Origin of the sequence: Citrobacter sp. CK206 (assembly GCF_030333125.1) — a bacterium.
GTDB lineage: Bacteria > Pseudomonadota > Gammaproteobacteria > Enterobacterales > Enterobacteriaceae > Citrobacter_B > Citrobacter_B koseri.
The window spans coordinates 374,498-393,249 of the sequence record NZ_JAOWGM010000021.1; the positions used below are offsets into that span (position 1 = coordinate 374,498).

At 50.6% G+C, this 18,752-nt stretch carries 15 protein-coding genes and 1 tRNA gene; 9 read left to right on the plus strand and 7 right to left on the minus strand.

Annotation, left to right across the window (positions count from 1 at the left end):
- The first annotated feature begins 9 nt into the window (after positions 1–9).
- Positions 10–522 carry a fimbria assembly protein gene (gene sfmF / locus OGX81_RS04830; protein ID WP_047458317.1) on the plus strand — a complete coding sequence of 171 codons (513 nt, stop codon included), beginning with the start codon at positions 10–12 and terminating at the stop codon, positions 520–522.
- A gap of 55 nt (positions 523–577) precedes the next feature.
- Here the strand turns inward: sfmF and fimZ are convergent, their stop codons facing one another.
- From fimZ to fimW, 4 genes are all read right to left on the minus strand, one after another.
- Positions 578–1,210: a fimbria biosynthesis transcriptional regulator FimZ gene (fimZ, locus tag OGX81_RS04835; protein ID WP_012133449.1), complete on the minus strand. Its 633-nt coding sequence runs from the start codon at positions 1,208–1,210 to the stop codon at positions 578–580.
- A gap of 601 nt (positions 1,211–1,811) precedes the next feature.
- A complete protein-coding gene (gene fimY / locus OGX81_RS04840) occupies positions 1,812–2,534 on the minus strand; it encodes a fimbria biosynthesis regulator FimY (protein WP_104868970.1) in 723 nt (240 codons plus the stop codon).
- Positions 2,535–2,553: 19 nt separating this feature from the next.
- A complete protein-coding gene (locus tag OGX81_RS04845) occupies positions 2,554–3,261 on the minus strand; it encodes an EAL domain-containing protein (protein ID WP_232103861.1) in 708 nt (235 codons plus the stop codon).
- Between the two features lie 178 nt (positions 3,262–3,439).
- The gene (fimW, locus tag OGX81_RS04850) at positions 3,440–4,033 is read right to left on the minus strand and encodes a fimbria biosynthesis transcriptional regulator FimW (RefSeq protein WP_047458307.1); all 594 of its coding nucleotides are present in this window, start codon (positions 4,031–4,033) and stop codon (positions 3,440–3,442) included.
- Between the two features lie 257 nt (positions 4,034–4,290).
- Between fimW and OGX81_RS04855 the strand changes: the two genes are divergently transcribed.
- Positions 4,291–4,367 (plus strand) — tRNA-Arg (locus OGX81_RS04855).
- A gap of 57 nt (positions 4,368–4,424) precedes the next feature.
- Here the strand turns inward: OGX81_RS04855 and OGX81_RS04860 are convergent.
- Complete coding sequence (locus tag OGX81_RS04860) at positions 4,425–5,876, minus strand: Cu(+)/Ag(+) sensor histidine kinase (protein WP_110123520.1); 1,452 nt, start codon at positions 5,874–5,876, stop codon at positions 4,425–4,427.
- Positions 5,866–6,549, minus strand: coding sequence for a copper response regulator transcription factor CusR (cusR, locus tag OGX81_RS04865; protein WP_024130574.1), 684 nt, complete (start codon positions 6,547–6,549; stop codon positions 5,866–5,868). The genes OGX81_RS04860 and cusR overlap by 11 nt, the downstream gene beginning before the upstream one ends.
- Positions 6,550–6,743: 194 nt before the next feature.
- Between cusR and OGX81_RS04870 the strand changes: the two genes are divergently transcribed.
- From OGX81_RS04870 to OGX81_RS04890, 5 genes are all read left to right on the plus strand, one after another.
- Positions 6,744–8,126: an efflux transporter outer membrane subunit gene (locus OGX81_RS04870; protein ID WP_024130572.1), complete on the plus strand. Its 1,383-nt coding sequence runs from the start codon at positions 6,744–6,746 to the stop codon at positions 8,124–8,126.
- A 31-nt stretch (positions 8,127–8,157) separates the two neighbouring features.
- Positions 8,158–8,505, plus strand: coding sequence for a cation efflux system protein CusF (cusF, locus tag OGX81_RS04875; RefSeq protein ID WP_104869159.1), 348 nt, complete (start codon positions 8,158–8,160; stop codon positions 8,503–8,505).
- A 98-nt stretch (positions 8,506–8,603) separates the two neighbouring features.
- Positions 8,604–9,881 carry an efflux RND transporter periplasmic adaptor subunit gene (locus OGX81_RS04880; RefSeq protein ID WP_104868967.1) on the plus strand — a complete coding sequence of 426 codons (1,278 nt, stop codon included), beginning with the start codon at positions 8,604–8,606 and terminating at the stop codon, positions 9,879–9,881.
- 11 nt (positions 9,882–9,892) lie between these two features.
- Positions 9,893–13,039 (plus strand): CusA/CzcA family heavy metal efflux RND transporter, encoded by a 3,147-nt coding sequence (locus tag OGX81_RS04885; protein ID WP_110123521.1) that lies wholly within the window; start codon positions 9,893–9,895, stop codon positions 13,037–13,039.
- A 627-nt stretch (positions 13,040–13,666) separates the two neighbouring features.
- Positions 13,667–14,362 carry a flagellar brake protein gene (locus tag OGX81_RS04890; RefSeq protein ID WP_012133436.1) on the plus strand — a complete coding sequence of 232 codons (696 nt, stop codon included), beginning with the start codon at positions 13,667–13,669 and terminating at the stop codon, positions 14,360–14,362.
- A 53-nt stretch (positions 14,363–14,415) separates the two neighbouring features.
- Here the strand turns inward: OGX81_RS04890 and OGX81_RS04895 are convergent, their stop codons facing one another.
- Positions 14,416–15,591 carry a coiled-coil domain-containing protein gene (locus OGX81_RS04895; protein ID WP_012133435.1) on the minus strand — a complete coding sequence of 392 codons (1,176 nt, stop codon included), beginning with the start codon at positions 15,589–15,591 and terminating at the stop codon, positions 14,416–14,418.
- A 407-nt stretch (positions 15,592–15,998) separates the two neighbouring features.
- Here OGX81_RS04895 and OGX81_RS04900 point away from each other — a divergent pair, with 407 nt between their 5' ends.
- Entirely contained in the window at positions 15,999–17,084 is a 1,086-nt protein-coding gene (locus OGX81_RS04900) for a YncE family protein (RefSeq protein ID WP_024130569.1), read from the plus strand.
- A 125-nt stretch (positions 17,085–17,209) separates the two neighbouring features.
- Positions 17,210–18,604 carry a phenylalanine transporter gene (gene pheP, locus OGX81_RS04905; protein WP_104868965.1) on the plus strand — a complete coding sequence of 465 codons (1,395 nt, stop codon included), beginning with the start codon at positions 17,210–17,212 and terminating at the stop codon, positions 18,602–18,604.
- Positions 18,605–18,752: the final 148 nt, after the last annotated feature.

The window sequence follows — 18,752 nt, forward strand, 5'->3', positions numbered from 1 at the left end:
CGCACAGCCATGAGACTTTTGCTGGCTATTTTTTGCAGCGTGTTGCTAAGCCCGCTTTGCCGGGCTGACACCGCTCTGGGCGAGATTAATATTGAACTGCGCGGTAATGTTGTGGACTTCACCTGCACCGCAGTGACCGGTGACAGTAACAAAACGGTCGAGCTGGGCACCTGGCCCACGAAGCAGTTGAAAACCAGCGGCGATACCACCCAGCCCGTGCCTTTCAGCATCAAACTTGAGGGCTGCCCGCCGGGCGCGGCGTCAATGACCTTTTCAGGAACGCCAGCGGCGGGGACGTCGCTGCTGGCGCTGGATGATGCGGTCATGGCGCAAAAAGTGGCCATTGAGATCCGCGACAGCGATCGCAGCAGATTACCGCTTGAGCAAGCCAGCCAGGCGGTAAGCGTTGATGAAAACGGTAATGCTACGCTGACGTTTTATGCGAATTACATTGCATTGGCCGATGGCGTTCAGCCGGGAGTCGCAAAGGCGGATGCGACTTTTATGATCAATTACAACTGAAGCCCGATCCCGATAACGTACTCCCGAACGATCTCTCGTCGGGAGTCAGCCACGATCACAGCAAGTCGTGTACCTTCGCGTAATCAATAAGCTCAACAATGGTATGCAGGCCGAGTTTCGAAAATATGTTCGCTTTATGCGCGCTGATGGTTTTGTTACTCAGCAAGAGCTGCTCTGCGATTTCTTTATTCGATAAACCGTTGGCGAGATAGCGCAGTACCGTAACCTCCCTGTTTGAGAGCGGCATATCATTGTGCTCACCTTTTCGTGAACTGGTATTACTGATAAAATTTAGCGTCTCTGAAGGAAAAAAAGAATATCCTGATAAGATCATTTTCACTGCGTTATAAATATCATTGAGATCCTTTCTTTTACTGACAAATCCGTTTGCGCCTGCCCGGATAGCTCTCCCGGCATAAAAAGATTCAGATTTAGACGACAAGAAAAGAATTTTGGTATTTTCTTGTATTGATTTGATTCGTTTAAGCAGTGTAAATCCATCTGTACCCGGCAGCTCTATATCCAGGATGACCAGATCCACAGGATATGTGCGCAGATAATCTACCGCGGTACGATTGTCATCGGTTTTCAGGACAACCTGGATATTACTATTCTTTTCGAGAAGCACTTCTATCGACATTCTGACAATAGGGTGTTCGTCCATAATGATAACGGATGCAGGTTTCATTGTTGTATGCCTCAGACTGTTTGCGCGTCTTCCGTTTGCGGATAAGCGTCAGACACTATTAATTATCAAATAGCCAGAATATACCTCACGAACCTGGGAAGTGGTGAAGGTAATACCATCCTTGTTAACTGACTATTTTGCGTAAGAGCAATAAGCGTGGGGAATATCCATTTCGCACCAACAAAAAAGAAAATTCTGATTAACTAAGAATAGGGAGATTATACCTGGTCTATTTTTTCGGAAAAGGCTTACGGTACACAAATCGGTGCTGGCTGTTAGGATGTTCTGCATGTTTTAGACTGTTTAATAGCGTTTGGTTTTATTCTCTATTGAATCAATGTTCTGTGGCTAAAAGTATTTTTTTTAAATATAAAAACAACACAAAAAACCAATTGTTTAGTTTCTGTTATGTGATTTTTGGGCGAATTTTCAACGATGAGGCCGTGAGAGCCCGTCAATTGAAGGATTATAGAGAAAGAGGGATTTTCCTATGATACCAGGAATAGTTGTAAATATTAATTTTATGTAAAAAATTTACATTTAGTCAGGCGTTAAAATAAGTAATTTCTTAAAAAATCTTATAGCTTAAGAGGTTAGCGTGTTAAATTAAGTGAAGAGAAGTGACGCTAAGGCGGTGTATCAGATACAGCAAACTGTGTCGATGCGGCAGATCCAACTGAGTAATAAGTTGATTGAGTCGGTAGATCACCCGGTGATAAGGCGTATTGAGTAAAAGCGCGATTTCCTTTAAAGACATACCCTGAGATAACGCGGAAATGATCTTCCAGTCAGTATGGCTAAAGGTGCCATCAGTATTTTTAACTGTGGGGGGAGATAATAAGGCGTTACGTAATGATGAGAGATTCTGGCGACGTTGCAGAATATAAAACTTACCGGCTTTTTGCATAAAACGCGTCAGACTAACATCCTTATCCGGCACCAGTAAGTAAACCTGGATATCGCTTCGCTCTCGGATAAGCAGGCGTAATCGCTCAAGCGTTTCGTAGCAGGAGACTGCCAGTCCAGCCATATCAACAATCAATTGTCTGATGCCCGTCTCTTCCAGCCTGCGTGAGGGTGATTCCAGAGAGTTGAACACCGCCGTGCGTTTTCCAGAAAATAAATAGCGATTCAGTGTATATCCGAGATAGTTATCCGTCGTGATAATAACCTGAGAGATTGTATTGTCCGGTAGGGCATAATTGAGACGTTGGGTCAGATATTCCAGACGATCAAATACCTGTGGTTCAAGGTGATGGTAGTGGTGAGTGCAATCAGTATTTCTTAAACGGCGATGTCTTTCTTTGCGAAGTGCGCTGCGCATCCTTTCCCTTTCCGTTTTTCTACTCTTTGTTTTGCAAAAGCGCGGGCCATAAGTATCCCTGGCCTAATTGGGCGCCAGAATGAAAAGCAATTTCTTTTTGCGCATGATTTTCAATACCTTCAATGAGTATGACATCTGCAATGTTATACCCCATAAAAATCACCTGGCGCAGTTTCTGAGGATGCAGAATTAGATCCCAGAACGCATTTTTATCCAGTTTCAGACCACTAAAACGCCAGCGGGCGGCAGCCACTTCTTTGATCAAATTTTCATCGACATCATCCAGCCAGACGGGAATTCCGATAGACTCAACCTGTTTTATTTTTTCATAGAGTTGGGAACGCTGGCGGCTATTAAGTGAAAAAAGCGTTTCTGGGTCCTGGATTTCAAGGATCAGATTGGATGGGCAGGGGGTTACTCCTGAATTAAAAAAATCCAGGTGTAAAAATACCTTTAGCGGTAAATTAAGAAAATAATGTACGCCTTTGGGATTATGCGTAATAGTGGCGACTTGCTGATAAAAATTCGCCACTATTTTTTCTGACGAGAGGTGGTGAAAAAAATGCTCAGTATTGACATGAAAAGGAACCTGAGTCAGAACTTCATAGCCAAAGGTGCGGGCAGAAGATAAATGGACTATCGGCTCGAGCTTTAAAGGATATTCCTTTTGAGTGCGCAATGTTGCAGGGTCAAGAATATTTCCCTGTAATACCGGGCGAGTTGCCACAAAAACACTCCTGTAGGCATAAAGAATGCCGCCGAATATTTTCGGTTCCTGACGGTTGTGCAATCAGGAAATATGATAAGTGTCATTGTGGCAGTATGTGAAAAATCGCTGTAGATGACGTTACTTAATCATCTGTGAGATATTTCTCAACATGATGGATGGAAAATTGAGAATATGTCTATTCTTGCAGAAAACCCAGGTTAACTCTGATGTAATTTAAGAACTGCTGTTCATTTTTTACGTGCAGTTTCTTCATGATGCTGCGGCGAATTGATTTGGTTTGTTCTTCGCTCAACGAAAGGAGTACGGCAATTTCGCTTAACCGGTGCCCGCGGGCGACCATCTTTAAAAACTGGCGTTCCAGAATGGAGAAATGGCGAGTCGTACAGTAATGGCAAACAGAAGGGGGAACGCTGCGGCGAAGTGCCCGTTTATGCAGGATAAGCACCATCTTTTTGGTTATCTCATCAACATCGTCCTCCCGGTAAATATGCGGCAGCATATAGAGACACGGTCTGAACATAAGTTTGTCTTTATCGTATTCATTACAAATAATGACTCTCTGCTGGTGCCGGGTATGTACCGGTATCTGATAACATCCGGCACTAAACCAGTCTTCATCCAGCGATAAAAATGCGATGTCCGCTTTGTCTATATCATCAGCAGGTAAAAATTGGATTTTCTGATGCCACTGATGAGTCAGACGAGTCATGATGATTTTAAGACCGTGTTCGAAATGGCTATTTTGTTCTTTTATGGCGACACTCAGCATAAAAAATATCCTGAACAGCTGGGAAGTGGGGAGGAAATAGTAAGTAAACGCATTAATTTTCTAAATACATTTATCCTTAAAATGCCACTTTATGCAGGCCGAGTTCTTACCAGGTGATTTCCTGGATAGTTGCGTAGCGCCAGAAAAAAAGATATTCGTACACTTCCTCAGCAACCAGAACAAAAGCCATTGACTCAGCAGGCGCTCACCGTATAATTCACGCGTTTCATCCGCATGAAGCCATCGCTTCACACAGTGCGCCCTTAGCTCAGTTGGATAGAGCAACGGCCTTCTAAGCCGTGGGTCGCAGGTTCGAATCCTGCAGGGCGCGCCAGTCTTTATTCTCGCCTTTCTGTCAGACTCCATTTCGCTGCGTCGTTATCACTGCATTTCAATCGCCATGTTTCGGCAATGTCAGAATAAAGCGCGTTGCGCGCAGATCGGACGTTACGGACACGGTTCCCTGATGGGCGATGACGATTGATTTGACAATCGCCAGCCCAATTCCGCTGCCTTCGCCCTTACGCTGTCGGGAAGGGTCAACCCGGTAGAAGCGGTCAAACAGGCGCGGTAAATGTTCTGGCGCAATGGGAACGCCGGGGTTTTCAACGGTAATCTGCGCCTGCCTGTCCATTTCTTTGAGCCGCACGGTGACGGCTTCGCCTTTTGGGGTGTAGCGCATGGCGTTAGACAGCAAGTTGCTGAGCGCTCTGCGTAACATGATGGGATCGCCGGATACCCAACACGCGCGTCCTTCAAAATGCAAACGCACTTCGCGTTCTTCTGCCCAGGCTTCAAAAAAGTCGAACACCTTGTGGACTTCATCCGCCAGGTCGAGCGCCTTTTTCTCCGGGATGAGCTGGTTATTGTCGGCCTGAGCCAGAAACAGCATGTCGCTTACCATCTTCGACATACGGCCAAACTCTTCGAGGTTGGAGTAGAGTACGTCTTCCAGCTCTTTTTGGCTGCGGGTCTGGCTTAGCGCAATCTCTGTTTGCGTCACCAGATTCGTAATCGGGGTGCGAATTTCATGGGCGATATCCGCAGAGAAATTCGACTGGCGGGTAAAAACATCCTCAATGCGTTCAAGCATATGGTTAAACGAGAGCACCAGCCGCTCCAGCTCAATCGGAACGGCCTGCGGGTCAAGACGCACATCAAGGTCTTTCGACGTAATATTTTGAATCCGGCGGCTGACGCTGCGAATCGGTTCATGGCCTTTGTAGACGGCGAACAGCACAATAAAAATGATCATCATGCTAATCAGCGAAGCCGTCATAATCAGCTTATTTTTCAGATCGTTAATATAGTGCAGATGGAAGTCGATCGATAACGCCATATAGAGCGTGTAGGCCGGTTGCCCGTCCGCGAATTGCCCGACCGGCAGGCGAATCATGCGCCATGCGGAATGAGTACCGTGCCCGTTAGCGTGCCTCTTGCTTTGTAAGTCCGGGCTGGACAACAAAAAGACATCGCCGTTACGCGCGCTGTTATCCGGTGTGGCTTTGGCGATAAACTGGCGAAGATCAGGTGAACCGGGAGAGTGAAAAATCGCCCGCTGGTTGGCATCTTCCAGCGAAATAATGACGTTCGAGTAACCGGCGGCAACGTTTTTTAGGATTTCCAGCCGACGTGCTTCCGGTTCGTCGGGATGCGTGAGGATTCGCTCCAGCGTCGCGCTGATCTCTTTCAGGTCATTGATATCCTGCTCGGCAAAATGCACTTTTACGGAGTGAATCATGATCCAGGCAAACGCGAAAAAAGAGGCAATGGTGGCGAGGCTGATAAAAAATGTCAGGCGCGTCGCCAGCGAGAAAGGGCGCTGAAAGCGTTTAGTCACCATCCGGTACCTCAAGCACATAGCCCACGCCGCGCACGGTCTGGATGAGTTTCGGTTCGAACTCGTTATCGATTTTCGCGCGCAGCCGTTTAACGGCAACGTCAATCGCGTTGGTATCGCTGTCAAAGTTCATATCCCAGACCTGGGAAGCGATCAGCGAGCGGGGCAAGACTTCTCCCTGGTGGCGGACGAAAAACTCCAGTAGCGTAAACTCTTTACTGGTGAGCGTGATGCGCATGCCGTTGCGGGTCACTTTTCTGCTGACCAGATCGAGCGTCAAATCCGCGACCTGAAACTGACTTTCGACCATCACCGCCGCGCCGCGACGCAGCAGCGTTCTGACGCGAGCCAGTAATTCAGCGAAAGCGAACGGTTTAACCAGATAGTCGTCAGCCCCCAACTCCAGACCTTTTACCCGGTGTTCAATGGTGCCCAGCGCGGTAAGAAGAAGGATTGGCATACCTTTGTTGGCGGTGCGCAGCATACGGACAATATCCCAGCCATTCACATCCGGCAGCATGATGTCGAGGATCAGCAGATCGTAATCTCCCGTCATCGCCAGGTGATACCCGTTAAGCCCGTTATCCGCCAGGTCCACCACGAAGCCCGCTTCCGTCAGACCTTTGGTCAGGTATTCACCGGTTTTTTTCTCGTCTTCGACTATCAGAATCTTCATCACGTCTTCCTTCACGTAAAGGTTGGGCGGGTTTTCAATTCTAGAGGAGCAGGATCGGATAGCAATCGGTTATTGGGAAAATGACAAAGTTGTCATTTTCCTGTCACGGGCCGAACAGAGTCACTTCGTTAAGGTACAGGGCATAAATTCACATTCACTATATGGTTATCAGTCCCGTTGGGACGAGAAACGCTATGCGCAAATTTAAGCTTCTTACCCTCAGCGTGATGCTTGTTCTTACTGGCTGTTCGCTGGCGCCGGACTATCAGCGGCCCGCGTTGCCGGTGCCGCAACAATTCTCCCTGAGCCAGAATGCGCTGGTTTCTGCGCCTGCGGGGTATCAGGAGACCGGCTGGCGAACCTTTTTTGTTGATGAGCAAGTAAAGTCGCTGATCGGCGAGGCGCTACGCAATAACCGTGACTTGCGCATGGCGACGCTGAAAGTGCAGGAAGCCAGAGCGCAATACCGGGTGACGGATGCCGATCGTTATCCGCAGCTTAATTCCGATGCCAGCGGAAGCTGGGAAGGAAAATTAAAGGGTGACAGCAGCAGTACCCGCGAATATGAAGCCGGGCTGAATCTGAGTTTTGATCTGGACTTTTTTGGCCGGCTGAAAAACATGAGTGAGGCTGACCGACAGAACTATTTTGCCAGCGAAGAAGCGCGCCGGGCAGTGCATATCTTATTAATCTCAAACGTGGCGCAAAGTTATTTTAATCAACGGCTGGCGTACGCGCAGTTGCAAATCGCACAAGAAACGCTGGAAAACTATACACGCTCTTACGCATTTGTAGAAAAGCAGTTGCTGACCGGCAGCACGACCGTTCTGGCGCTGGAACAGGCGCGGGGCGTGATTGAAAGCACCCGCAGCGATATTGCGAAACGACAGGGCGAGCTGGCGCAGGCCAATAATGCGCTGCAATTGCTGTTGGGCACTTATTCTGTGCTGCCGGATGACAGGGCGCGCGATAGCGGAGATATTAAAAACGTGACGCTCCCGCCGTCGCTTTCCTCGCAAATCTTGTTGCAGCGCCCGGATATTATGGAAGCTGAACATACGTTGATGGCGGCGAATGCCAATATTGGCGCGGCGCGCGCGGCCTTTTTTCCCTCCATTACCCTGACCAGCGGGGTGTCCGGCAGCAGCAGCGATCTCTCCCGTTTATTTAATGCCGCGAGCGGGATGTGGAATTTTATCCCGAAAGTGGAACTGCCGATTTTTAACGCCGGACGTAATCAGGCCAACCTCGATCTGGCGGAAATTCGCCAGCAGCAATCGGTTGTGAATTATGAACAGAAGATCCAGACCGCGTTTAAAGAGGTGGCGGATGCGCTGGCTTTGCGCCAGAGCCTGACCGACCAGATAACCGCGCAACAGCGTTATCTGAGCTCGCTGCGTATTACGCTGCAACGCGCCAGAGCGCTCTATCAGCATGGCGCGGTCAGCTATATCGAAGTGCTGGATGCGGAGCGCTCTCTGTTTTCAACCCAGCAAACGTTACTCGATCTGAATTACGCCCGACAGGCTAATGAAATTACGCTGTTCACCGCGCTGGGCGGCGGTTGGGTGGAATAAAAATTTATCGTTATTTTCAGGAGAAAGCATGATGAACAATACAGTAAAAGCGGCGATTTTGGGTCTGTTCTCCGCCGTGGTATTTAACGTTCAGGCGAATGAACATCACCACGGCGAGATGATGAATAACGCATCAGCGGTGCAGCAGGAGCAGGTGATTCATTCAACCGGCGTGGTTAAAGCCATCGACAAAGACACGAAAAAAGTGACTATCGATCATGAACCTATTCCGGCGGTCAACTGGCCTGCGATGACGATGCGCTTTACCCTGACCCCGGAAACCCGTTCCGGTGACATTAAACCCGGCGACAAAGTGGCGTTTACTTTCGTTCAGCAGGGCAATCTCTCTTTATTACGCGATATTCAGGTCAGCCAGTAAAGCGTATTCGCTGTCTCTTTGTTCTTGCCCGGGTTTACAGAAGCGCGGGCATTTCTCCCGCGTAACTGATCCAGAAAATGGATCGAATGGAAGTCACTATGGCGTCTTTAAAAATAAAAACTACCGCGCTTATTCTCGGCAGTATGATCGTCGGAGGGATTATCTCGGTCGGCGTTTACGCTTATTTTTCGTCTGCGCATCAGCCTGTCGATACTGCGCCTGCCTCCGAAAAAGAGGCCCGTAAGGTTCTGTTCTGGTATGACCCCATGTATCCGAATACGCGCTTTGATAAGCCCGGTAAATCGCCGTTTATGGATATGGATCTGGTGGCGAAATACGCTGACGAAGAGTCAGACACGACCTCTGCGCCAGGCGTGCGTATCGATCCGGTACAGACGCAGAATTTAGGGTTAAAGACGGAGGCTGTCCGCCGTGGGCCGCTGCGCTACGCGCAAACTTTTCCGGCTAACGTCAGTTTCAATGAATACCAGTTTGTGATTGTGCAGGCGCGTTCCGCTGGCTTTATCGATAAAGTCTGGCCGCTGACGGTGGGGGATAAAATTAAGAAAGGAACGCCGCTGATCGACCTGACCATTCCTGACTGGGTTGAAGCCCAGAGTGAATATTTACTGCTGCGGGAAACGGGCGGTACGGCAACGCAGGTGGAAGGCATTCTTGAACGACTGCGTCTGGCCGGGATGCCGGAAGAGGATATCCGCCGCTTAGTCTCGACCCGTAAAATTCAGACCCGCTTTACCCTGAAAGCGCCTATTGATGGGGTGATCACCGCGTTCGATCTGCGCGCCGGGATGAATATCGCCAAAGATAACGTGGTGGCGAAAATCCAGGGGATGGACCCGGTGTGGATCAGCGCGGCCGTTCCTGAATCCATCGCATGGCTGATTAAAGATGCCTCGCAGTTCGATATTGCCGTGCCCGCGTGGCCGGATAAACGCTTCACCATCAGTAAATGGACGATTCTGCCAAGCGTGGACGCCACCACTCGAACCCTCCAGTTGCGCTTACAGGTTGATAACCCTGATGAAGCGCTCAAGCCCGGAATGAATGCGTACCTGAAGCTGAAAACGCAAAGCGAACCGATGCTGCTAATCCCGTCTAAGGCATTGATTGATAATGGAACGGAACAGCGAGTGATCGCCGTCGACAACGACGGTCGCTTTGTGCCGAAACAGGTCTCGGTGTTCCATGAATCACAAGGCGTGACGGCGATTCGCGCCGGGCTTGCCGAAGGTGAAAAAGTGGTCTCCAGCGGACTGTTCCTGATTGACTCCGAAGCCAATATCTCCGGCGCGCTGGATCGTATGCGGGCGCAATCTTCCTCTGCTGCGCCCGATCATGCGGCCCATTCACATTGAGGGAATAACAAATGATTGAATGGATTATCCGCCGCTCCGTAGCGAACCGTTTTCTGGTTGTGATGGGGGCGCTGTTCCTCAGCATCTGGGGAACCTGGACCATCATTAACACGCCGGTTGATGCGCTGCCTGACCTGTCTGACGTGCAGGTAATTGTGAAAACCAGCTATCCGGGACAGGCGCCGCAGATTGTTGAAAATCAGGTGACCTATCCACTGACGACCACCATGCTGTCGGTGCCAGGCGCGAAGACGGTGCGCGGTTTCTCGCAGTTTGGCGATTCTTACGTGTACGTCATTTTTGAAGATGGCACCGATCCCTACTGGGCGCGTTCCCGCGTGCTGGAGTACCTCAATCAGGTGCAGGGGAAACTGCCTGCGGGCGTCAGCGCGGAAATGGGGCCAGACGCCACCGGCGTCGGCTGGATATTTGAATATGCGCTGGTGGATCGCAGCGGTAAACACGATCTGGCGGAACTGCGCTCTTTACAGGACTGGTTTTTAAAGTATGAGCTGAAAACCATTCCGAATGTGGCGGAAGTGGCCTCGGTCGGCGGCGTGGTGAAAGAGTACCAGGTCGTTATCGACCCGATGAAACTCACGCAGTATGGCATTAGCCTTGCGCAGGTGAAGTCGGCTCTGGACATGTCCAACCAGGAGGCGGGGGGCTCCTCCGTCGAACTGTCAGAAGCGGAATACATGGTGCGCGCCAGCGGCTATTTGCAGACCCTCGATGACTTCAACAACATTGTGCTGAAATCCGGTGAGAACGGCGTTCCGGTGTACCTTCGCGATGTCGCCCGCGTACAGATTGGCCCGGAAATGCGCCGGGGCATTGCTGAACTGAACGGCGAAGGCGAAGTGGCGGGCGGGGTGGTGATCCTGCGTTCCGGTAAAAACGCCCGGGACGTTATTTCCGCCGTGAAGATGAAGCTGGAAACGCTGAAAAGCAGTCTGCCGGAAGGCGTTGACGTCGTGACAACCTACGATCGCAGCCAGCTGATTGACCGCGCTATTGATAACCTCAGCTACAAATTGCTCGAAGAGTTTATTGTGGTTGCGCTGGTCTGCGCGCTGTTCCTGTGGCATGTCCGCTCTGCGCTGGTGGCGATCATTTCGTTGCCGCTGGGCCTCTGTATTGCCTTTATCGTGATGCATTTTCAGGGGCTGAACGCCAATATTATGTCGCTTGGCGGGATCGCCATTGCGGTAGGGGCAATGGTGGATGCCGCGATTGTGATGATCGAAAACGCGCATAAACGGCTGGAGGAGTGGGGGCACCAGCATCCCGGCGACCCGCTGGATAACGAAACGCGCTGGAGAGTTATCACGAACGCCTCGGTGGAAGTGGGCCCGGCGCTGTTTATCAGTCTGCTGATTATTACCCTGTCGTTCATCCCGATTTTTACCCTCGAAGGGCAGGAAGGACGCCTGTTCGGCCCGCTGGCATTCACCAAAACCTATGCGATGGCAGGGGCGGCCTTCCTGGCGATCGTGGTGATCCCGATCCTGATGGGCTACTGGATTCGCGGCAAGATCCCGGCAGAGAGCAGTAATCCGCTTAACCGCTTTTTGATCCGCATTTATCACCCGCTGCTGTTGAAAGTGCTGCACTGGCCGAAGACCACGCTGCTGGTGGCGGTACTTTCGATCCTGACGGTCATCTGGCCGCTTAATAAAGTGGGCGGGGAGTTCTTACCACAAATTAACGAGGGCGATCTGCTGTATATGCCTTCCACGCTACCGGGGATTTCGGCGGCGCAGGCGGCGGATATGCTGCAAAAAACCGATAAACTGATCATGACGGTGCCGGAAGTGGCACGCGTGTTCGGCAAAACCGGCAAGGCGGAAACGGCCACCGACTCTGCGCCGCTGGAGATGGTGGAAACGACGATCCAACTGAAACCGCAGGATCAGTGGCGACCGGGAATGACGATGAACAAAATCATCGAAGAACTGGATAAAACGGTGCGCTTACCGGGGCTGGCGAATCTGTGGGTGCCGCCAATCCGTAACCGAATCGACATGTTGTCTACCGGGATAAAAAGTCCGATTGGCATTAAAGTGTCCGGCACCGTGCTGGCTGATATTGATGCCACGGCGGAGCAGATCGAAGAGGTTGCCAGAACCGTACCGGGCGTTGCGTCGGCGCTGGCGGAACGGCTGGAAGGAGGCCGTTACCTCAATATCGACATTCATCGTGAAAAAGCCGCCCGTTACGGGATGACCGTCGGTGATGTACAACTGTTTATTACCTCCGCAGTCGGTGGGGCGATGGTAAGCGAAACCGTGGAAGGGATTGCGCGTTATCCCATTAACCTGCGCTACCCGCAACGCTATCGCGACAGCCCGGAAACCTTACGTCAACTGCCGATTCTGACGCCAATGCAGCAGCAAATTACCCTGGCGGATGTGGCGGACGTGAAGATCGCGCCAGGACCGTCGATGTTGAAAACCGAAAATGCCCGACCTGCAAGCTGGATCTATATTGATGCGCGCGATCGTGACATGGTGTCGGTAGTTAACGATCTGAAAAAAGCGATCGCGGAAAAGGTGCAGTTGAAACCGGGAACCAGCGTGGCGTTTTCCGGGCAGTTTGAGCTTCTTGAACGCGCCAGCCATAAGCTGAAGCTGATGGTGCCGATGACGCTGATGATTATTTTCATTCTGCTGTATCTGGCGTTTCGTCGGGTGGGGGAAGCGCTGCTGATCATTACCAGCGTTCCTTTCGCCCTGGTCGGCGGGATCTGGTTCCTGTACTGGATGGGCTTTCATTTGTCCGTTGCCACCGGAACAGGATTCATCGCGCTGGCAGGCGTCGCCGCAGAGTTTGGCGTGGTCATGCTGATGTACTTGCGTCATGCGATTGAAGCGGAGCCGTCTCTGGATAATCCACAAACCTTTACGGCAGAGAAACTTGATGAGGCGCTGTACCACGGTGCGGTTCTCCGCGTGCGGCCAAAGGCCATGACCGTGGCGGTGATTATCGCCGGTCTGTTACCTATTTTATGGGGAACCGGGGCGGGTTCAGAAGTGATGAGCCGTATTGCCGCGCCGATGATTGGCGGTATGATCACCGCGCCGCTGCTGTCGCTATTTATCATTCCGGCGGCGTATAAACTGATGTGGTTGCGCACGCATCAACATAAGCGCTCATAACGTTATACCTGCTGCGCCAGTCGTCCGGCCCGTGGAGTACGCTTCATGGGCCGGATGAGATGCCATAGCGTATTGAACGGTGAATTATGTTTATCTTTTAAAATCAAGTTATTACTGTTGCGTGGTGAATATTTTGTCTTTATCGCCGCAAAGAAAGTAAGCCTTAACAGGTTAATTTATTTTAAGTGTTTCTGCTCAGGTTCATTATTATTTTTTCCCTCCTGACGTTACATTTTTGTTCTCCAGATCTTCTTCAATATTAAAGACGATGCCGCAGTGTAAATTCCACGCATAATGAAAAAATCCGACAGTCTACTCCTTTAGTTTATATTGCAATCCCTCTTTTTTTATTTCAGAATCGCGGCGCGAGCAGCGATGTTATTCCAAATTGTTATAATTTTGAGTTAAATTTGTATTGTGTAGCACATAAGTTACGCTAACTTTAATCATTTATGAATGTTTTTATGTATCAATAAAACGGCAAAAATAGTTAAAAACTTAATTTCTCACGAATTATTTGATCTGGAATCCATTATGGTAATCAAAAGCCAGGGATGGGGGACGATTTTGCGTTTTTCACATAAACGAGAATGAGATGTATCTCGAATAAAAAATAAGGACTTGCTGATGAGTTTTGGATTGATGAAGGATAACAAGTTTGAAATTATCGCTGTTTTCCGTGAAGAGCTACTAAAGAAGACTAAACTAGAGCTTAAATATGCCAACACTAGTGTGGTCACGCAGCTGGAAAAAGTTGATTTTGAACATTTTGTTATCCCTCACCATAAGGATATTGTCACCAAAAAGATCCAAACGTTTATTCTTCACAGTGAAAATGGAATTATAAAATTTAACGCCAGAATTGATCAGGAAATGTCAGACGGCATGGAGAATGCGCTGGCGTATTTCATTCCCGAGATGGTCTTTCTTATACAACGACGCCAGCATCAGCGCTTCTCCTTCCTGAAGGGACACAGTTTCAACTGCTTTGGACGATATAAAAATGGAGAGAATTATTCTTTCAAAATTAAAAATATGTCCAGGGGGGGATGCGCATTAATTGCGCAGGATGCGAATACGCGTTTTCTCTATAAAGATGCCGTCATAAAAGGCGCGTCTCTGGATTTTGAACAATTCGGCTATTTGCAACTCGACTTAAAAGTGGTGGATGTGGTGATGGTCAATGAATTTGATGCAGAGAATCAGCTGTATTCCTGTTATCAGGTCTCCTGTCGTTTTGATTTTAAAAATTCGCGTGAAGAAGCAGAGATCGAAAGAATCATCATTAGTTTTTTAATGGGCAATAAAGTTCGACGGCTATAAAGGGTAAAGGGTGGTCATGATGATGTTGTGAGCTGCCTCCCTGACGCTCCGCCTTACCCGGCGAGGATCTCTTGTTCCGCATGTTTTACCTGAACTTCCAGCGTATCGCGAATTTCCGCTAATGCGCGCTCCTGCTCAGCAAAGTACGCTTCTTTGTCGGTTACGGATGTGGCAAGACGCCAGGCGTTCTCCGTTTCCAGCTCGCTTATCTCTTTGAGCAGGGCGTTAATTTGCGTTCTGAGTTGCTCTATCTTACTGCGCAGATGGGCAAGATTGTTCAGCCTGTCGCTCGCCAGCATCGGCTCCAGACCGCTTTGCAACTGGGTAAGTAGCGAACGGATCGTGGCCAGGTCGGCATTCTGCCGGGCCTGGTTAAGTTGAACCATCATCTGGTGCGCTTTTTCTTTCAGCTCATCGGCAACCACGTCCGGGTGGCAGAGTCGGCTGGCCTGGCGCCACAGGCGTTTAAGCTCATTACGTTCATCAGCAGAGAGGCGCTGATCGCGCGCATAGCGGTGCTGCGCATCCTGATGCTGCTCCTGATATTCCTCATATTCGTGATCGGCCTCTTCACGCGCCTGTCGGGTTGCGCTGTCATCCTGACGCGAGAAATCATTCTCCAGCTCGCGAATTTCCGCCAGCAGGGAGGTGATAAGTTCCGTCTGCTGCTGAATACGCTCTCTGGTTTCCACTGCTTCCCGGGAGGTTGAGCTAAGGCTTACCCAGTGCTGTTTAAGCTTCACTAACTGATCGATAGCCTGAGAAATATACTGCTGGCAGGACTGATAGTCCTTTTCACGTCGTCTGAGTTCGGCCTCTTGCCTACGCTGCGCGCTGGCGGCCAGCTGTTTGCGCAGCTCCAGAATACGGCCCATGAGCGGGCCGAGGCGCAAGTGATACAAATCGTTGAAGTCGTCGAGGATCTGGATGCGGGCATTGCGTTTGTCGATCAGCTCGCGTAGCTGCGTTTCGAGCGCCTTCAGTTCCAGCTTGCTGGCGGCGATGCCGGGGTCCTGCCACGTCGAGACGGCGCGCTGGGACTGTAACCAGGCGGCAATTTCACGCATCGCGTCGCCGAAACGTCGCTCCTCGATCGCCAGGGCAATGGTGCCGATGGCCGCATCCAGAGAGGCGTCTTTCAGGTGCGCAAGTTGCTGATGGATGATCTCCTCATCCTCAAGTTCGATGGCGCTTTTGACGATCTCTAACCGTTTAATGATTTTATTCATGACAGCCGATGCCCGACGTGACTCAAAAACGAGTGACAGATAGTAGATCCGACTCACGCGTTTGAAAATATAGAAAAAAAATTAAAACATATTCTGTGGTGTGTGAAGCCTTTTCGTCCAGAACAATTCACGAAAATTATACGACGTGCCCAGGTATGTCTATCTGACTTGTACTTCAAACCACCGTTTTGAAATTTCGTCTTTCGGGTGAATTATTCTTGCTTCGCTAAAGAGAATAAGTATAGTTCTCATTCTCTTTATTATTTAATGGCCTGGCGGCGAATGCGCTTACGGTTCGTAAGACTTTCCCTCTCTACACGGATGGTTCATCACGTCACTGCCGCGTGCAAAGGACGTTATCAGGCTTTTTTCACATGGTTCACATTACCCAGGTAAGGATTTCCAAAATGAAAAAGACAACATCCGCGTTGGCCCTGCTGATTGCCGTTGCATTAAGTGGTTGTGCGGCCACTTCCGGTTCTTCAACCCCCGTTGCGCCGCAGGCAACGCCGACTGCGCCAGCCGTTGCGACCGATGTTCAGAAACGTGATTTAGCCGATGGACTGTATGAAATGGCGTTAAGCCCGTCAGGCGATGCGCTTTACGTTGCCAGCGCCGAAGGTTTTAAAGATGTGCAGGGCGGGGTGGTCTACAAACTGGACCCGAAGACGCTGAAAACCATTGGCGCCAGCCACACTGACCTGAAAAACTTCGGTATGGCGATTTCGCCGGACGGTAAAACCGTCTATGTCACCAATTCGCTGGATGGCGGCGTGAGCGCGCTGAATACCGCCGACGGCAAAGTGAAAAACCGTGTACTCTTCCCGGAACGTAACCCGGAAGGATTCCCGTACGGCGCGCGTCAGGTTCTGCTGCATAACGGCCTGCTGTATATCGGTGCCGTTGCCGATCCGGCGGTGATCTGGGTCGTCGATGCCGACACCCTGAAGTTGAAAACCCGCATCAAAAATACCGGTAAATGGATGACCGGTCTGCACTATTCTGACAGCACGCAGCGTATCTATGCCGCGAATGGCGGCGGTGAAATTCTGGTTATCAATCCTCGCACGCAGCGCGTAGAAAAACGCTGGAAACCGCTGGGTGATAAACCGGCGCTGCTGCTGAATATGGCGGAAGATACGCAAACCGGTCGCCTGTTTGTTACCGACAACTCCAAAGCGAAAACCACGCTGGTGCTGGATATCCATACGGGCAAACTTATCAAACAGCTGGATGTGGGTGACTCCTTATCGGTGAAATTCAACCCGAAACGCAATGAGCTTTATATTTCTCAGCGTGAGTCCGGGAAGTTGCTCAGCCTCAACGCGACGGATTACAGCGTGAAGAAATCCTGGGATCTGCCGCCGAATCCAAACAGCCTGCTGCTGTCCGCCGATGGTCAGACGCTGTATGTCACGGTGAAACAGAAATTCAATAAAGATCACTCGACTGATGCGCCAGACAGCGTGGTGCGTATTGATCTGAACAAATAATAAATAGCGTTGCCTCGGGGCGTCAGGCAGGGATGCCTGGCGCATCCCTGAGGATTGTGCCTTGCGGCAACTATAGCGAAATGTTAAAAGGTGCCCCTTCAATAAAAACGATACAGGGGTAGGGCGTGAAAAACGCGTCAACTGCATCTGGCAACAGTTTGTCTGATGCTGCGTCGAACGGAGAGCCGACGCTTCAACGGGGGTTGCAAAACCGCCATATTCAATTGATTGCGCTGGGCGGCGCAATTGGTACAGGTCTGTTTCTGGGGATTGGCCCCGCCATTCAAATGGCTGGCCCGGCGGTTCTGCTGGGTTACGGCGTCGCCGGAATTATCGCTTTCCTCATCATGCGCCAGCTGGGTGAAATGGTGGTTGAAGAACCCGTTTCCGGCTCTTTCGCGCACTTTGCATACAAATACTGGGGCCCCTTCGCCGGTTTTCTTTCCGGCTGGAACTACTGGGTCATGTTCGTACTGGTTGGGATGGCGGAGCTGACCGCCGCCGGTATCTATATGCAATACTGGCTTCCCGATGTTCCAACCTGGATCTGGGCCGCCGCGTTCTTCATTATCATCAACGCCGTTAACCTCGTGAACGTGCGCCTGTACGGTGAAACGGAGTTCTGGTTTGCGCTAATCAAAGTGCTGGCGATTATCGGCATGATCGGCTTTGGCCTGTGGATGCTCTTTTCTGGTAACGGGGGAGAACATGCCAGTATCGAGAATCTCTGGCGCTACAACGGCTTTTTCGCTACCGGCTGGAACGGGCTGATCCTCTCTCTGGCGGTGATCATGTTCTCTTTCGGCGGGCTTGAGCTTATTGGGATCACCGCCGCTGAAGCGCGCGATCCGCATAAAAGCATTCCAAAAGCGGTGAATCAGGTGGTTTACCGTATTCTGCTGTTTTATATCGGTTCGCTGGTGGTGCTGTTAGCGCTTTATCCGTGGGTGGAAGTGCAATCCAACAGCAGCCCGTTCGTGATGATTTTCCATAATCTCGACAGTAACGTGGTGGCTTCTGCGCTGAACTTTGTCATTCTGGTGGCCTCGCTGTCGGTTTATAACAGCGGCGTCTATTCCAACAGCCGTATGCTGTTCGGTCTTTCCGTTCAGGGAAATGCGCCGAAGTTTTTAACCCGCGTCAGTCGCCGTGGCGTACCGGTGAACTCGTTGGTGCTCTCTGGCGCTATCACCTCGTTGGTGGTACTCATCAACTATCTGCTGCCGCAGAAAGCCTTTGGCTTACTGATGGCGCTGGTGGTTGCCACGCTGCTACTGAACTGGATTATGATCTGCCTGGCGCACCTGCGTTTTCGCGCGGCGATGCGGCGTAAAGGTCGCGACACGCAGTTCAGGGCGTTGCTGTACCCTGCCGGGAACTACCTGTGCATTGCTTTTCTGGCGATGATTCTGGTTCTGATGTGTACCATTGACGATATGCGCCTGTCGGCGATATTGCTGCCGGTATGGATACTGTTCCTGTTCGTTGCCTTTAAATTACTGCGCCGTAAAACCCGTTAATCCTGCTGCCCGGTGGCGTTGCGCTTACCGGGCCTGCACAGCCGCCACCCGCAACATCGCGCGCCGCGCCACGCTTCACCTTTATCGTGACTCTCCTCGCAATTCTTATTTGATCCGCAGGATCTTTGTTTTGTAATCGATTACTTTT

Coding starts and splice junctions, on each gene's coding strand:
- cusR (WP_024130574.1), bottom strand. CDS start 6,549: ATGAAGATTCTGATAGTCGAAGACGAGAAAAAAACCGGTGAATACCTG.
- OGX81_RS04895 (WP_012133435.1), bottom strand. CDS start 15,591: ATGAATAAAATCATTAAACGGTTAGAGATCGTCAAAAGCGCCATCGAA.
- OGX81_RS04870 (WP_024130572.1), top strand. CDS start 6,744: ATGCGCAAATTTAAGCTTCTTACCCTCAGCGTGATGCTTGTTCTTACT.
- fimW (WP_047458307.1), bottom strand. CDS start 4,033: ATGCTGAGTGTCGCCATAAAAGAACAAAATAGCCATTTCGAACACGGT.
- OGX81_RS04890 (WP_012133436.1), top strand. CDS start 13,667: ATGAGTTTTGGATTGATGAAGGATAACAAGTTTGAAATTATCGCTGTT.
- sfmF (WP_047458317.1), top strand. CDS start 10: ATGAGACTTTTGCTGGCTATTTTTTGCAGCGTGTTGCTAAGCCCGCTT.
- OGX81_RS04885 (WP_110123521.1), top strand. CDS start 9,893: ATGATTGAATGGATTATCCGCCGCTCCGTAGCGAACCGTTTTCTGGTT.
- fimY (WP_104868970.1), bottom strand. CDS start 2,534: ATGCGCAGCGCACTTCGCAAAGAAAGACATCGCCGTTTAAGAAATACT.
- cusF (WP_104869159.1), top strand. CDS start 8,158: ATGAACAATACAGTAAAAGCGGCGATTTTGGGTCTGTTCTCCGCCGTG.
- fimZ (WP_012133449.1), bottom strand. CDS start 1,210: ATGAAACCTGCATCCGTTATCATTATGGACGAACACCCTATTGTCAGA.
- OGX81_RS04860 (WP_110123520.1), bottom strand. CDS start 5,876: ATGGTGACTAAACGCTTTCAGCGCCCTTTCTCGCTGGCGACGCGCCTG.
- OGX81_RS04900 (WP_024130569.1), top strand. CDS start 15,999: ATGAAAAAGACAACATCCGCGTTGGCCCTGCTGATTGCCGTTGCATTA.
- OGX81_RS04880 (WP_104868967.1), top strand. CDS start 8,604: ATGGCGTCTTTAAAAATAAAAACTACCGCGCTTATTCTCGGCAGTATG.